Source organism: Methanococcoides sp. LMO-2 (assembly GCF_038432375.1).
Taxonomy (GTDB): Archaea; Halobacteriota; Methanosarcinia; order Methanosarcinales; family Methanosarcinaceae; genus Methanococcoides; species Methanococcoides cohabitans.
On sequence record NZ_JBCAUS010000002.1, the window covers coordinates 172,730 to 187,579 of the forward strand.

General features: G+C 39.4%; 14 protein-coding genes and 1 tRNA gene. 7 read left to right on the plus strand and 8 right to left on the minus strand.

Annotated elements, in window-relative coordinates:
• Positions 1-110: 110 nt before the first annotated feature.
• Positions 111-611, minus strand: a complete 501-nt coding sequence (locus WOA13_RS00975) for an META domain-containing protein (RefSeq protein WP_342126136.1) — start codon at positions 609-611, stop codon at positions 111-113.
• Positions 612-870: 259 nt separating this feature from the next.
• Between WOA13_RS00975 and WOA13_RS00980 the strand changes: the two genes are divergently transcribed.
• Positions 871-1,650, plus strand: coding sequence for a TIGR00266 family protein (locus tag WOA13_RS00980; protein ID WP_342126137.1), 780 nt, complete (start codon positions 871-873; stop codon positions 1,648-1,650).
• 23 nt (positions 1,651-1,673) lie between these two features.
• A complete protein-coding gene (locus tag WOA13_RS00985; protein WP_342126138.1) occupies positions 1,674-2,306 on the plus strand; it encodes a metallophosphoesterase family protein in 633 nt (210 codons plus the stop codon).
• Positions 2,307-2,354: 48 nt separating this feature from the next.
• Here the strand turns inward: WOA13_RS00985 and WOA13_RS00990 are convergent, their stop codons facing one another.
• The gene (locus tag WOA13_RS00990; protein WP_342126139.1) at positions 2,355-3,101 is read right to left on the minus strand and encodes an MBL fold metallo-hydrolase; all 747 of its coding nucleotides are present in this window, start codon (positions 3,099-3,101) and stop codon (positions 2,355-2,357) included.
• Between the two features lie 162 nt (positions 3,102-3,263).
• Between WOA13_RS00990 and WOA13_RS00995 the strand changes: the two genes are divergently transcribed.
• Positions 3,264-3,348 (plus strand) — tRNA-Leu (locus WOA13_RS00995).
• A gap of 68 nt (positions 3,349-3,416) precedes the next feature.
• Here WOA13_RS00995 and WOA13_RS01000 read toward each other — a convergent pair.
• From WOA13_RS01000 to WOA13_RS01010, 3 genes are all read right to left on the minus strand, one after another.
• Entirely contained in the window at positions 3,417-4,184 is a 768-nt protein-coding gene (locus WOA13_RS01000) for a hypothetical protein (RefSeq protein ID WP_342126140.1), read from the minus strand.
• A gap of 548 nt (positions 4,185-4,732) precedes the next feature.
• A complete protein-coding gene (locus WOA13_RS01005; protein WP_342126141.1) occupies positions 4,733-5,050 on the minus strand; it encodes a glycine zipper family protein in 318 nt (105 codons plus the stop codon).
• 231 nt (positions 5,051-5,281) lie between these two features.
• Positions 5,282-5,464, minus strand: coding sequence for a hypothetical protein (locus WOA13_RS01010; protein WP_048193046.1), 183 nt, complete (start codon positions 5,462-5,464; stop codon positions 5,282-5,284).
• A 182-nt stretch (positions 5,465-5,646) separates the two neighbouring features.
• Here WOA13_RS01010 and WOA13_RS01015 point away from each other — a divergent pair, with 182 nt between their 5' ends.
• Positions 5,647-6,399, plus strand: coding sequence for a class I SAM-dependent methyltransferase (locus WOA13_RS01015; RefSeq protein ID WP_342126142.1), 753 nt, complete (start codon positions 5,647-5,649; stop codon positions 6,397-6,399).
• Between the two features lie 16 nt (positions 6,400-6,415).
• Here WOA13_RS01015 and rsgA read toward each other — a convergent pair whose 3' ends face one another.
• The gene (rsgA, locus tag WOA13_RS01020; protein ID WP_342126143.1) at positions 6,416-7,519 is read right to left on the minus strand and encodes a ribosome small subunit-dependent GTPase A; all 1,104 of its coding nucleotides are present in this window, start codon (positions 7,517-7,519) and stop codon (positions 6,416-6,418) included.
• A gap of 342 nt (positions 7,520-7,861) precedes the next feature.
• On the opposite strand from rsgA, the gene WOA13_RS01025 reads away from it, so the two are divergent.
• The 3 genes from WOA13_RS01025 to WOA13_RS01035 all read left to right on the plus strand — a co-directional run bounded on the left by WOA13_RS01025 (position 7,862) and on the right by WOA13_RS01035 (position 9,690).
• Positions 7,862-8,059, plus strand: a complete 198-nt coding sequence (locus WOA13_RS01025) for a helix-turn-helix transcriptional regulator (protein ID WP_342126144.1) — start codon at positions 7,862-7,864, stop codon at positions 8,057-8,059.
• A gap of 20 nt (positions 8,060-8,079) precedes the next feature.
• Entirely contained in the window at positions 8,080-8,481 is a 402-nt protein-coding gene (locus WOA13_RS01030) for a DUF2178 domain-containing protein (protein WP_342126145.1), read from the plus strand.
• Between the two features lie 219 nt (positions 8,482-8,700).
• Complete coding sequence (locus WOA13_RS01035; RefSeq protein WP_342126146.1) at positions 8,701-9,690, plus strand: GNAT family N-acetyltransferase; 990 nt, start codon at positions 8,701-8,703, stop codon at positions 9,688-9,690.
• Between the two features lie 382 nt (positions 9,691-10,072).
• On the opposite strand, the gene WOA13_RS01040 is transcribed toward WOA13_RS01035, so the two are convergent.
• Positions 10,073-11,749 carry a NosD domain-containing protein gene (locus tag WOA13_RS01040; RefSeq protein WP_342126147.1) on the minus strand — a complete coding sequence of 559 codons (1,677 nt, stop codon included), beginning with the start codon at positions 11,747-11,749 and terminating at the stop codon, positions 10,073-10,075.
• A gap of 168 nt (positions 11,750-11,917) precedes the next feature.
• Positions 11,918-14,764 carry a NosD domain-containing protein gene (locus WOA13_RS01045; RefSeq protein ID WP_342126148.1) on the minus strand — a complete coding sequence of 949 codons (2,847 nt, stop codon included), beginning with the start codon at positions 14,762-14,764 and terminating at the stop codon, positions 11,918-11,920.
• Between the last annotated feature and the right edge of the window lie 86 nt (positions 14,765-14,850).

Genomic DNA, 14,850 nt, shown 5'->3' on the forward strand with positions numbered 1-14,850 from the left:
AGGATATCTTAAAACGAGAAAGAGCAATTAAGTATAAATTAAATTTGGTGGGATGAAAGGTCCCGGGGACTCTTCCTTCCCGAAAAAAGAAAAGTTGTTAAATGGTGATCTTATTGCTCGGCGATTTCTCCCTTAACAAAGAGCATCCTGTCCCCGTTCTCACCGGTCTCGAGAACAAGCTGCCCATCTTCCATTGAAACGGCTGTTACATTGCCCAGCAAGGAAAGGTACTGGCTGTCCAGTGAGTCCGGGCCGCAGTAAGCAAGTGTTATTGGTCCCGGTGCTATGGTTATCTTGTTGTCTTCCAGTGTGTAGCTTCCACTGCCACGGTTGCAGTCTGCTTTAATGGAGTATGTTCCATCCTCACTGAAGGTAATTGTGTAGTTTTCCGGATCAGGAACTACGGATTGGCTTGCAGGAAGTGTCTCGATCAGTCCTGACCATTGCCATTCGATGTTGATGATCTCATCAAGGGTTATGGTGGTTTCTTCGTCGTGTTCGGTCTCAATAACGTCGTTCTCATTGTCAGCTTCAGTACAGCCCAATGCCAGCATGGTACCTGTAAGTACAGCAAAGATCATGAATATGGATAATATCTTTTGTGTGTTCATAATTTGATTACCTCCTGGTTCTCTAAATAACACTATGTCTGGTACCTATATATCGGTTGCTTAAACTACAGTTCAATTTGAAGTCTTAGCATGCTGATTTTCTCTTGTTTGATTCGTTTGTATAAACACCAGGAGCTCTTTGCAGGCAGAGTTCAGTCTTTTTAATTACCTACAATATGTTTATTTGTCTTTAAATGCAATATTCCTGCAGAGGGGACGTTCCAAAGTGCGGATGCTGTCCCATAGAGGAGTACTAATAATGGCAGATGAGATCGATTACAGGATTTATGGAAATGAGATGCAGCTGGTGGAGATCGGCCTTGATAAAGGTGAAACAGTGAAGGCAGAGGCCGGGGCCATGATGTTCATGGGCGACGGTATCAAGATGGAAACGTCCACAGGCGGAGGTATCCTGAAAGGCCTTAAAAGAGCAATCTCAGGTGAGAGCTTCTTCATTACTTCATTCACCCAGACCGGAAGCGGTAAGGGTAGCGTAGCTTTTGGTGCCCCGTATCCTGGTAAGATCATGCCTATCGATCTTAAGGAAGAGGGTGGCAGCTTCATCTGCCAGAAGGATTCTTTCCTCTGTGCTGCTGATGGTACCGATGTTACTATCGCATTCTCCAAGAGGATCGGAGCAGGCCTTTTCGGAGGCGAGGGTTTTATCCTCCAGAGACTTCACGGTGACGGTCTTGCATTCATCCATGCAGGCGGTACTGTGCTGAAAAAGGAGCTTGCACCGGGAGAGACCCTGAGGGTGGACACCGGATGCCTGGTGGCATTCTCTGAAAGCATTGACTACGACATCCAGTTCGTGGGCGGCTTCAAGAACGCACTCTTCGGAGGCGAGGGTGTGGTACTGGCAACGGTCAAGGGACCGGGCACGGTATACCTCCAGAGCCTTCCGTTCTCACGCCTTGCTGACAGGATCGCTGCAGCTATCGGTCCTATGGAATCCAACAGAGGAGAAAGCGGTGGTATTTCCGGTATCGGTGAGAGTGCTCTTGGTGGCATCCTCGGCGGTGACAGGAAGTTCTGATATCCTTTTTCGAGGTGTGAAAAATGAGAATACTTGCTCTTGCGGATGTACATGGTGATCATTCACATATCGATAGCCTGCTGGAGATGGCAGGCAAGATCGATCTTGCAGTGATCAGCGGAGACCTGACCCAGTTCGGACCTGGCAGTGAAGCTGAAAAAGTCCTGTCGATGTTCGATGTTCCTGTCCTTGCGGTTCCAGGGAACTGCGACCCCAAAGAGGTCATGGATGTGCTCGATGCATCAGATGTCGTTAACCTGCACAATGCTGTGGAGAAGATAGACGACGTTACGTTCATAGGATTGGGCGGTTCCTGCCCGACCCCGTTCAACACTCCTTTCGAACTTGAGGAGGATGAGATCGAGAAGATCCTTGAGCCGCTTTTCGAAGCTGCCGAAGGTACTGTTGTACTGCTTTCACACACCCCGCCAAAAGGCCTGCTGGATGATGTAGGCGGCGAGAATGTGGGAAGTACAGCCGTGGCTAAGTTCTTTGACCGTGCAAAACTTGTGATCTGTGCGCATATCCACGAAGCAAGGGGATTTGCCAGATCAGGCGATACCTTCCTGGTAAATCCGGGCATGGCAGCACAGGGATATGGTGCCCTTATCGAGCTTGATCACGACAATGTAAGTGTGGTCTTCCTCGAGGACTAAGATTAAGAATTAAAATCAAAAGGATCCGGCAGGACCTATTGGTTCCTGTCAGATCTCAACTACCATGAGGTCGGAGGGTATGTGAACCTCCCCCTCGAACTCTTCTTTCAGGTATTCAAGAGCTTCTTCTTCATGCCCCTGCATGTGGGGATAGAGGTGTGTAAGATATACTGCCCCGATGCCGTTATCCTTGAGATAGGGCTTCAACATGTCAGGCGTGGTGTGATTCGTCATCTCAAAGTCCAGCGGGAATGAGCACTCATGGATAAGCATGTCACAACCCTTTGCCAGTGCCATGATGTCATCACAAGGCTCGGTGTCCCCGGAGTAGACCACGGTCCTGCCATCATAACGGACCTGATACGCCAGTGAGGGCACGCTGTGTATCCCCGCTGCACATTTAACATCACAGCCATCGAAGAGCCTGAACTCCTCACCCGGCGCAACTTCCACGACATCGACGCTTACCTTCTCCTTCATGTAAGGATAGAGGTCCATGAGCCTGTCAAGCCACTCCCGCGTGCCTGAGGGACCATAAATGGTGGAATCGAACTTATCGCACAGCCAGTTCGCCTTGAGAAGGCACATCACATCAGCAACATGGTCCAAATGCAGATGTGAAAGCACAATGGTATCGATGTCCGTATGCGAGTTCCCGCTCTCGAAAATGCGGTTCAGGACACCTCCTCCGCAATCAAAGAGGACCTTCTTCTCACCAATCTCCATCAGTAATCCTGATTGCACCCTGCCCTTCTGTGGTATTGCCACACCGGTTCCAAGAAATGTGATCTTCATGCTTCATTAGAATAAGGCTTAAGTAACTTAACTTTAATTATGGGATGTTCAGTGGCACAAGGCATCCGTTCTATTCTCATACAGGGCTTGCCAGACCGTGTCAAAGGCGTCAGACTTAAGAGATTCTGCGCTGTAATGAACAAAAATTCAAAAAACACATTTGCGAGGGTTGCCCAGCCAGGTCAAAGGCGTCGGACTTAAGATCCGATAACGAAGGTTTTCGTGGGTTCGAATCCCTCCCCTCGCATCACTAATTTTTTTGGGATATAGGTAACAGCAAAAAAATGCAACCTTTTAAAAATAATCAATTTTTGATTAAGTTTGATCCTTTCTCTTTTTTAAGGAGAAATTCAAAAAGTACATTCCAATGGGTATTAAGTAAAGCATAATACTTTTTGCAAACTTATATTTTACATATGAAATATAGTATGCAACTATTAATACAAGAATAAACAAGAAAAATAGGAAAATAAATCCCATAATATTGTAAATAATAAATATATTAAACTCTGATGAAAACGGAAGAATTTTTAAAACCCAAAAAACAAAAGAAGTAATGAATAACAGGTAAACCATCATTCTATGGTTTTTTTCAACCGTTTGCTTATATACTTCTTCTGGATCTAAATTATTATATTTTTCTGAGATCTCATCTAATTCTTTAATTAATCTGGCTGTTTGATTAATTTTCCCATCTATTTTTTGGATGAGATATTTATAGAAATATTTAAATGAATCTGAATTTGTGGATTCATCTACAAAAGAATTTTTTAAATTGACGAGACTGAATTTAACCTCTTCGAATTGGGATTTGGTATTAATAAGTGGTACTATTACATTATTAACCATTTTTTTATTTATGCACAACTTCTTGTTAATTGGGATTTTATAAATAACCAAAAAAAGTATCATGTAGAATAAAACCGATATCAAAGAAACTAATTCGTTGTCGGGAAAATTGTTTGGAAAATGATGTTTGCATAAAACAATAGGTGTAAGTACTGCTAATAGAGAATAGAGTTCTTTCTCATCCTTCTTAATAAGGTTATTAAAAATATTAATAATATTCATCTTTGTAATCATAATTTTATTATGATGGATATATGCTTATGGGTTAGTTAACCATAATCTCCTCACACATGAATAAATAAATTTATATTCTTGGATCCTTTATCCATATGATTAGATACATTTGCTTTCTTCTTCGCACTTATCCATTATAAAATTGTAAGTATTTTGCATAACCATTGTAAATAGGATTATCCAATCGAATCCAACAATTCCCATTGTAAATTTCAAATCGCATGGCCAAATGTCAAAGAACAAAAAGGATACAACGTTTAGAATTACAAATAACATTAAGGTAAAGAAGAAAGAATTCTGCAATATCTCTCTTATTAAATCAAAATCAAACCTTTTATTTTGCTTTTTTGTGCTAACGGTAACTATCTGATAATGAAATCGATCAGGATTGTCTTCATTAATACGTTTGCAGGAATATGCAACCATAAATATAAATGAAATTGCTGAAAGGCTGTACATTCCTAAACATGGATCAAGGATGGTTAGCAAGCAAGCTACAGCAATAGAAATGAACGCTAGAACGTAGATCCAAATAAAATGTTTGCTGTTCAACTCCTATTGAACCTCCTAACTGCATTATCATCATTTTTGTTTGAATCTGCTCCAATAAGACTTCCCAACCCTGCTCCTATCAAAGCGCCTTCAGGTCCAGCTAATAATCCTATTAGACCACCAATTATGGCACCAGTTGTTGCATCCGATGAAGATTTTTCAGCATATACATTTCGATTTGTAATTCTACGTCTATTTCTACATCTGGGGCATTTAACAGTCATGTAACTATTCAAGTCACTTCTTAGTCTAATTGGAGAATCAAATTCAAGATAGATTTTTTCCCCACAGGTACAGATTACGTAGAGTTTCATAATTTGGAACATTTTGACTATTTTATACTAGATAATACTTTTGCTATCTTTTTACTATTACTAATAATATAAAACTATAGTATTATATAAAAAAGAAAAGAGGATGCTCCACATACTGCAGGCTTATCAGTCAGTTCAAGAAAGGACAAACTCAATGGTTATAGAAAAAGAGATGATCATCAATTTAGAAAAATTAATGCTGCAATACTTCTAATTGCTACATGTTTATTTTTACCCTGTTTTTTCCACAATTAATAGAAAGTCTACTTTAGCTGTTGCTCCCATGAGTTGGAAAGTAGGTTTAACATTTGGAATTACTGCAATTACTTCTCCATTAAGGTTATTTAAAAACTGTTCCAAATAATCCTGCATATTATCGCTCTTGACATCTATGCGATGGACTTTATATTTCATAATATTGAATATATCATAGGGATTATATGAACTGTTCGTAGAAAAGTTGGGTGTTGAGTGCAACTTGGCATCATATAATCTTTGTTATGAAGCTTGAAGGATCTTAAGAAAAACATTGATGAAAACGCAATCATTATCAGGAGACCACAACAGGTTTAAGCAATTATCTGTTTGATATATTTATGACAGAATCACCGATTTTTGAGATATTTGATGGATTGCCCAGACAGGGTCCGGGTAGTAACGAGTGTACTGAAAAAGCCTTTAATTTGCTTTCTTCCCTTCCTGCAGGCAGTAAGATCCTTGACATTGGTTGCGGTGTGGGCATGCAGACAATTCATCTTGCTAAGATCTGCAACGACTGTCACATCACTGCAACTGACATTTACCAGCCTTTTCTGGATAAGCTGATGGAAAATGCAACTAAAGAAGGACTTGATGACAGGATCACCACGGTTCGTGCTTCCATGGATGGCCTGCCTTTTGAAGCAGGAGAATTCGATGTCATCTGGGCAGAAGGCTCAATCTTTGTCATTGGTTTTGAAAAAGGACTTAGCTACTGGAAACAGTTTCTGAAAGAAGGGGGTTATATTGCATTGACAGAAAGCACATGGTTCACGGAGGAACCTTCTTCGGATGTAGTTCAGTTCTGGCAGGACTGTTATCCTGATATCAAGAACATACCTGACACTGAAAAAGTTATCACTACAGTAGGATATGATCTCATTGACAGCTTTAGACTGCCAGCTTCTGCCTGGTGGGAATTTTACGACAATCTGGAAAAAAGAGTCGATGACATCGGTGATATCTACAAAGGAAACACCGAGGCAGAAGAGATACTTAGCTTTAACAGAAGGGAGATAAAGCTCTTCAGAGAACACCCGGATGAATATGGTTATACGTTCTTCATTTTACAGAAGAACACAGATAAGTGACCCCTCAACCTTTCCTTCACTGCCTCTTAGACACAATATATTTTCTGGCGAGCGCTATTCCTTTATACTTTTTCTTTTCCACTCCCTTCAAACCGATCTCAGCCTTATCTGCCTGGAAGGCCAGCTCATCGTTCAGCTTATGAAAGCTATCAAGCCTTTCTTGTGTGATAACTCCTAGATCGACTGCTTCCCTGACGGCACAGCGTGGCTCATTCCGATGAGTACAATCCTTGAAACGGCAATTTTGAGCAAGTTCAGTAATATCGGAAAATGTCCTGTCAATGCCATCGGATGAATCTCCAAGCTGGATCTCACGAATACCCGGGTTATCGATGAATATCGTTCCATTTGGGAGAATGAAAAGTTGTCTGACAGTGGTTGTGTGCCTGCCTTTATCGTCATCTTCACGAACACCTGATGTCTTCTGGACATCATGATGCAAAAGAGCATTGATGAGGGTTGATTTGCCAACTCCGGAAGAACCGATGAGTGCTATGGTTTCAGCCGGTTTCATGAAAGGACCTAATTGTTCCAGATTTGTCTTTGAGAGAGCACTAAGAGCTATCACAGGAACATCGCCAGCAATATCCTTTATCTCCTGTATAGTTGCTGATGGGTCATCCGGCAGGTCCTCAGTGAGATCGATCTTGTTAATTAGAATAACAGGTTTTGCACCGGAAGAATACACGATGGTTAGATATCGTTCAAGCCTTCGCAGGTTAAGATCATGCCCTACTGCAGTGACGATGAAGATCGTATCGATGTTTGCAGCTATTAGCTGGTCTTCACTTAGATCGCCCGCGGAGCCTCTGGAAAGACAGGAAGTTCGTGGAAGGATATCCACAATGGTGTATGAATTAAGGTCACTTTGATCAAGCAGTACTACAAAATCACCGACAACCGGCTGCTTGCCGGCTTTACGCATAGCTCCTGATATTGCTGCCTGCAACTCACCTTTTTCAGTAAGGATATTCCATATAGTCTTATGTTGGGTTACGATCCTGCCGGGAATATATGGTCCTTTATAGGCTGAAAATGCAGATGCAAGTGAAGCGTTCCAGCCGGGGATAGAGGAGATATCTGAATTATCACCCATTTTGTCCCTGTCTTCATCATTCATACCATTAAACTAAAATGTAAATGCAGATAAGCTTTTTGACATTCAACAACAATTCCCCAGTTCTCCAACCTCTTCAACCTCCCCATAACATGAGAATTCAGAGTAAATGGATTATCACTCATGTCATTCTACTTCATGTAACGCAACGTTCCCTTAGCCATCTTTTTCCATTTGATGTAAGACAGAACAAGGATCTTCTTTCTCAACAGATCAGAATAACCCCTCTTACCAACACAAACAGCCTTCTGAGGATTATTTCATAAGAAAACATCACGATATATTTTGTAAAACATGTTTAACAAAAACATAATATTCATATAGTAAAACATCTTTTACTTTTGTGTGCAAAACAAGATCAAAGAATTTAGAAAAAAAAGAAAGATAACACAGGAAGAGTTAGCTTTTGAATTGCGAGTGACAAGACAAACGATCAATGCAATTGAGCAAGGGAAATATAGTCCCTCATTGGAATTGGCTTTCAAGATAGCTATTTTCTTCGAAACAACAGTTGATGATCTTTTTATTTTTAAAACGGATTAAAATTATTGGTGATGGTAGAAATGATTGAACAAATTTATGAAAAGACGTATAAGAGATATATTCTAGCAGGATTGATCATAATTTCAATAGGAATAAACCTGGCTATCCAGCAGAAAAACACTACAATTGCAGCTTTGACAATAATTGCTGCAATCGTTTGGATGGTTTTACTGGTCTCATACAGGAAAAAACACGATCTTGTTGGAAAAGATGAAAGATTAAAAAGAATTAGCCAGATGGCTTCTAGCACGACCTTTGCAATTTTTGTGTTTGGATTCTTGTTTATAGGTCTGTTAAATGTGTTCTATCCTTTGGAAAAAACCATCACAGCACATGGTCTTGCTTCAATACTATCAGGAATTGGTTTGGCTATGCTTTTTTGCAATGCTGTTTTTTATATGTATTACAAAAGGAGATATTAATTATCTCTTTTTTTGGTTCTGTATAAATTTAGATTTTTCGAAGGCTGTTATTCCTAAAAAAGAATAGACAAAAAAAGAGTCTATTTCTTATTTATATTAAGATATTAGGCTATAATCTATAAAATAAAATAAGTTTTTATTGTATGTCATTTAAGTATTATTTTAACCAATAATATATTGGGAGTTTGAGTTAATATTCTTGTAACGGGGATTGCAGATATGTGTAAAATTGAAGTAAGGGAATTAGATAAACGAGAATACAAAATATGGGACCAATTGGTTGAATTATCTCCTAATGCTACAATTTTTCATAGCAGTGACTGGTTAACAAGATGTAGTGAATCATTCAACAAAAAACTAAAAATATATGGTTGTTTTGAAAATGATGAACTGGTCTGTGGTTGCTCTCTTTTTGTGCACAAACTTAAAAATATCTCTAAAATAGCATCTTCTACATGCCCTATGACACCTTATGGCGGAGTTATATTCAAACAATTTCCCAGCTTTAAGGTAAGAAAACAGCTTCAAGAACAACAAAAGTGGGTTAGTGTTTTGTGCAGTTCGCTTTATAATGAAGGCTTTATTAGCATCGAAATTACTAATTCTCCTGATTTATTAGATATAAGGCCTTTCAAATGGAATAAATGGGGTTGTGATGTTTTCTATGCATACTATTTGGATTTGAACAAAGATCTTTATGCATCCTTTTCAAAAGATGTCAGGTCTAATGTTAAAAAAGCAATTAATCTGGATTTACAAATAACAAAAATAAACAACATTGACGCTTTTTATGAACTTTATACAATGACTTTTGCAAAACATAACCTTAAACCACCAGCAGACAAAAAATTTTTTGTAAACATGATGGATTTATTTGAATCTAAAAATTGCGGTGAAATGCGGTTTATGAAAACACCTTCTGATGAGTTTGCATCTTCCGAAATAACAATTTGGGACAATAAAAGGGCATATAGTTGGGCTGCAGCTTCAAATGAAGAATTGAACTATACTGGATCAACTTCTTTTCTTATGTACGATACATGTCAGGACTTTAAAGATAGGGAGTTCAAAGAAATAAACATCATGTCTGCAAATAGTCTTCATTTAGCAAAATTTGCTTCAGGTTTTAATCCTAAATTGGTGCCTTATTTCCGGGTATACTGGAATAAACCATTGTATAATCTATTCAAAACAATTCATCGGTTCTAAATCTTGATTCCGGTTTCTGATTTTTATAATCAATTGTTCCAAATCAAACTTAATGAAACATTATTCTGGTGGGGCCAAATATTTAATTCCAATCTAGGATAGTTGGGTAATACTAAATTACCTCCTTCAGATATACAATCTTTCTCTAACATGAACATTGCGGGAAAACTGTTGATCACACCTGGTATTCTGTTTCATTTAATGGAGAGTACTCTTTGAAATCCCATCTTCTTCCAGTGTGCATAAGGCATGTCAATGATCGTTTTCTTCATAGGTTAATCATCCCTCTTCAGCAATAAAAATAGGTTTCATGAACTCAACAAATAAAAAAACGTTGTCTTAATATAAGGATTAAAAAAGAACAGGTTGGAAGAATTGATCATCAATCCTTCCTTGTATAAATCAAATATGTTGATAGTAGAATACCTACTGTCAGCATTATACTAAATCCGGAAGCTGCTTCCGATTCTGATTCTTCCTCCAATTCTGGGTTTTCTTCAACAACTTCATCTTCAGTATTTTCCTGCTCCGGAGTAATTATGGTTGCATTACCGACACCATCAGAATTAGAGGTATCATCTTCTTCCTCCTCTTCAGGCTCTTCCTGAATTGGTATGATTACAGGATTTCCAACACCACCACTACTACCACCTGAGGAAGTAGAGGTTCGTGTAATAGCTATAAATGTTGTGTCGGTGTTTCCAGCGCCATCGGTAACATTTGCAGAAATGGTGTTTGCACCGACAACAAGAGGTACCGTTGCTGTGAAAGTGCCATTAAAATCGACAAGGGTGGTCGTTGCAGCAACATTATTCACTGTAACCACTGGCAACGAACCGGTTCCATTGACAAGACCTGAAACTGTAATTGAACTTGCTTTTGTGGAAAGTCCATCTGCGGGTGAAGTAATACTAATCAATGGAGCGATGTCATCAAGACTAAGTGGTAGGTAATCGGTGTTATTCAGATCTAATTCATATTCACTTAAAGGTGAATCGCAGAACCCGTCGAAATCCGCATCATCATTCATCTGGCTGAAACCTGTTGTGCCATCGGGATGTGCCCAATAATTTCCACCAAGGTAGGAGCCTCCAATTATATTTGATCCAGCAGCCACAGTAGTGTTCCAAATATTTCCGTTATTAGACCCTAAGAAGTTGGTATTATCTGTGTTGTTGAAATAGTTGTCATAAATGAGACTGTTGCTGGAAGAATCCATCCAGATACCATAAGAGTTACCCGATACAAAGTTACCAGTCAACGTGTTGTCACTGGAATCCAAAAGACCAACACCGATGTCAGTGTTCGATTCTGCAGTATTATCAGTAAGAATATTGTTATTACTGGATTCACCTAAACTTATACCGACATGATCGTTCAGGGTTGCAGTGTTATCTTCCAGTGTGTTGTCACCAGATTGTAGCAGTCTGATTCCAAACTCAAGATTAAATGAAGCATTATTACTGCTTAGCACATTTCTGCTGGAATTGAACAACCAAATACCAGTATCGTTGGTCAGGGTTACAATATTGTTGCTCACCGTGTTGTCACTGGAATTCAACAGACCAATACCTGTGTCGTTGTTCAAGGTTGCAATGTTATAGCTAACCATGTTGTTGATGGATTGATCCAACCTGATACCTACAAAGTTGTTCGATAAGCTGTTTTCAGTGATAGTACACCCCTCAACTTCATTGAGAAGTATTCCAATGTTATCATTTGATCCCACCACATTAATGCCATTGATAATGACATTGTTTGCAACAACATTAAATACATAAGGATTTGGACTGGAAATCTGAACAATTACATCCTCCGAATTATCTGGATGTGACTGAATCGTCATCTCCTTGTCCACATCGACATTCTCTGTATATATGCCGGAATAAACAAGAATTGTGTCTCCATTACTTGTATTCACATCATTGATAGCAGCATTTATCGAAGTATAATCTGCTACTGGTCCGATACTGTTATTCACAGTAAATGTAGTTGCAGATACTGATCCAATAGTCACTAAACTCAAAAGTACTACTAAAATTGTTACATATATTTTCATTTGAATAATTCCCCTATTTATAATAGGGGTACTAATTAATAAATGTCTCTATTCACTTGCCTAATAAGTAATAGAATAAGATTAGATTGAAATTTCAGGAATGATGAAGTTCTGTTCTAATAGGAGACACTATAAGTTTAATATAAAAAAGAAAGAGGAAGTGAAGTATTAGTTTCTCTTCCTCATTATCAAATGGACTCCAACCAGTATCAGGACCATTGATCCTGTTGAGATCCATGGAATACCATTAGGCTCTGGTTGTGAATCCTCATTCTCTTCTGCGGGTGCGTCATCTTCTGATGCTGTTGTGTTGTCCTCTCCATGCACAATCTCAGCTCCTTCCTCAAAACCGCTTATAGCAAACGGTGAGAATCCAGGAGTTCTTGCCTCAAAGTAGATGTATTCATCATCTTCATCGACATTGTTTGTAGAAAGCTGGTTCCACTTTCCACCATTATGGCGGTATAGACTAACACTGGAAGAGTCAATTCCATTTTCAGATAGCCATTCTTTGCTTACCCTGAAACCTATAACAGAATCTTCTAATTTGTCATCGCTAAATGCAGCATTGCCAACCCAGATGTTCATGTTTTGATACACGATTCCTGGAGCTGAAGAATCTACAAGAGTTGAAGTATCTTTCAAAACCTCAATAAGTGTGCTGATCTGACCGGCATTGATCAAGCCACTGAATTGAACATATATAATGTGGCATTTCTCTTCACCAAAGTCATATCTTGACAACTCTCCTGTGATCACTTTAGATGTTGCAGCATCTTTTACAAGAATATTCTCAAAGGCTTCACCGGTAGCACCACCGCCGCCACCGCCACCACTGCTGCTTCCGCTACCAGAGGATGAAGATGTGCGTGTGACATTTACAAATGTGGTGTTGGTGTTCCCGGCAGAATCGGTAACATTTGCATAAATGGTGTTAGAACCCAGAACCAGAGGTACCGTTGCTGTGAAAGTACCGTTGTAATCTACAAGTGTAGTTGCAGCATTAACACCATTGACAGTAACTACCGGCACTGAATTGGTTCCATCAACAAGACCGGAAACTGTAATTGAACTTGATTTTGTAGAAGAACCATCTGCGGGTGAGGTTATGTTGATCACTGGGTCAAATTCGTCAAAGAAAACATTCATAGATGTTGTGCCAGTGTTCCCGGCAGCATCGGTAACATTTGCATAAATGGTATTAGAACCCGCAACCAGCGGAACAGTCGCTGTGAAAGTTCCATCGAAATCGACGATAGTGGTTGCTGCAGCAACTCCATTAACTGTTACCAATGGCATTGATCCGGTTCCATTGACAAGACCGGAAACCGTAACTGAACTTACATTTGTGCCTGATCCATCTGCAGGTGAGGTTATGTTGATCACAGGCAGCAGATCATCGTTAACAATACTGAGTGGCAGGAAATCAATATCAAATACAGGATCTGTGAGGTTATACTGCTCGTCACAGATACCATCTCCATTCAGATCATCAGTGACCTGGCTGAAACCTGTGCCATCCGGATCTGCCCAGAAGTTTCCACCAAGGTAGATACCTCCAACAATGTTTGTTCCAACAATTCTTGTGGTGTTCCAGGTATTATCGTTGGTACCTAAGAAATTGGCATTGTTTGTGTTGTTGAAGTAATTGTTGAAAAGCAGATTACTGCTGGCATTTTCGACATAGATACCATAAGAGTTATTCGACACAGTGTTATCTGTAAACGTGTTTTCGCTGGAATTCAGCAGACCAATACCTATGTCAACGTTCGAGTTTGCAGTGTTGTTGCTCAACGTGTTGGTAGTACTGGACTGGCGCACGCTTATGCCTGCGTGTTCATTCAAATCTGCGATGTTATCGAGCAATTCGTTGTCACTAGATTCTACTACCCTGATACCGTAATAGTTATCGGAAGCAGTATTACTACTCAGCGTGTTGTTGTTGGAATTCTCGAGATAAATACCGTCGTCGAGGTTATACGATAAAACATTGCTGTTCAGGATGTTGTTATTGGAATCAAACAGACCAATACCCGTATCATCGTTCCAGCTTACAGTATTGCTACTCAGCGTGTTGTTAATTGAATACAGAAGCTTGATACCTGCATAAGCGGAATCATCACTTACATTACCATTCCAGTTTGCAGTGTTACTAAGCAGCATATTATCACTAGAATTCTCAAGGAAAATACCATCATCAAGATTATATGAAACAATGTTACTTTCCAGTCTGTTAATGCTGGAATTTTCAAGGATGATACCCTCTGAATTATTCAAAACATTGTTGCTATCAAAGATGTTATTGTTGGAATTCAGCAGATCGATACCTGTTTCAGTATTCAGGTTCACAATATTCCTATCCAATGTATTATCATCGGAATCCAGCAAGCCAATACCTTTTTCAGTATTCAGGTTTGCAGTGTTGTCGCTCAGCATATTGTTACTTGAGTTCGACAGCCAGATACCTACATCGAGATTCAGGTTTGCAGTATTGTCGTTCAATGTATTATAGCTGGAATCTTGCAAACCGATACCTGTATCGTTGTTCAAGCTTGCATTATTACCACTTACCACATTATTGCTGGAATGATCAAGCCTGATGCCGGCAAAGTTGTCTGATAAAACGTTATCAGAAATAGTACAACCCTCAACTCCACTGAGGAGTATTCCGGTATTGTTGTTCAATCCTACCACACTGAAACCATTGATATTTACGTTGTTTTCCTCTACCAAAATTACATAATTGCTCGGAGAGGTTATCAGGACAATGGTGTCATCCGGATTCCCGGAGTCTGACTCGATTGTTAATTCTTTATCCACACTCACAATTTCTGTATACGTTCCTGAATATACAAGGATAGTATCACCATTTATTGCAGCATCTACAGCGTCCTGTATCGAAGTATAGTTTGCTATTGTTCCGGTGCTGTTATTCACCGTGATCGTGTCTGCAGAGGCTGTACCAATGGTAATAAAAGCCAAAAGTACTACGAAAATCATACCATATAATTTCATTTGGATAATTCCCCCTAATATATAATAGAAGTAACAGTAAATAAAAGTCTCGATTAACTCAATCCATAACCTGGAGAAAAATAGTG

Bases quoted from the DNA above. Each gene is read 5' to 3' on its own strand.
- WOA13_RS01035 (WP_342126146.1), top strand. From the start codon at position 8,701: ATGTGTAAAATTGAAGTAAGGGAATTAGATAAACGAGAATACAAAATA.
- WOA13_RS01045 (WP_342126148.1), bottom strand. From the start codon at position 14,764: ATGAAATTATATGGTATGATTTTCGTAGTACTTTTGGCTTTTATTACC.
- WOA13_RS01015 (WP_342126142.1), top strand. From the start codon at position 5,647: ATGACAGAATCACCGATTTTTGAGATATTTGATGGATTGCCCAGACAG.
- WOA13_RS00980 (WP_342126137.1), top strand. From the start codon at position 871: ATGGCAGATGAGATCGATTACAGGATTTATGGAAATGAGATGCAGCTG.
- WOA13_RS01000 (WP_342126140.1), bottom strand. From the start codon at position 4,184: ATGATTACAAAGATGAATATTATTAATATTTTTAATAACCTTATTAAG.
- WOA13_RS01030 (WP_342126145.1), top strand. From the start codon at position 8,080: ATGATTGAACAAATTTATGAAAAGACGTATAAGAGATATATTCTAGCA.
- WOA13_RS01010 (WP_048193046.1), bottom strand. From the start codon at position 5,464: ATGAAATATAAAGTCCATCGCATAGATGTCAAGAGCGATAATATGCAG.
- WOA13_RS01005 (WP_342126141.1), bottom strand. From the start codon at position 5,050: ATGAAACTCTACGTAATCTGTACCTGTGGGGAAAAAATCTATCTTGAA.
- rsgA (WP_342126143.1), bottom strand. From the start codon at position 7,519: ATGAATGATGAAGACAGGGACAAAATGGGTGATAATTCAGATATCTCC.
- WOA13_RS00985 (WP_342126138.1), top strand. From the start codon at position 1,674: ATGAGAATACTTGCTCTTGCGGATGTACATGGTGATCATTCACATATC.
- WOA13_RS00990 (WP_342126139.1), bottom strand. From the start codon at position 3,101: ATGAAGATCACATTTCTTGGAACCGGTGTGGCAATACCACAGAAGGGC.
- WOA13_RS01040 (WP_342126147.1), bottom strand. From the start codon at position 11,749: ATGAAAATATATGTAACAATTTTAGTAGTACTTTTGAGTTTAGTGACT.
- WOA13_RS00975 (WP_342126136.1), bottom strand. From the start codon at position 611: ATGAACACACAAAAGATATTATCCATATTCATGATCTTTGCTGTACTT.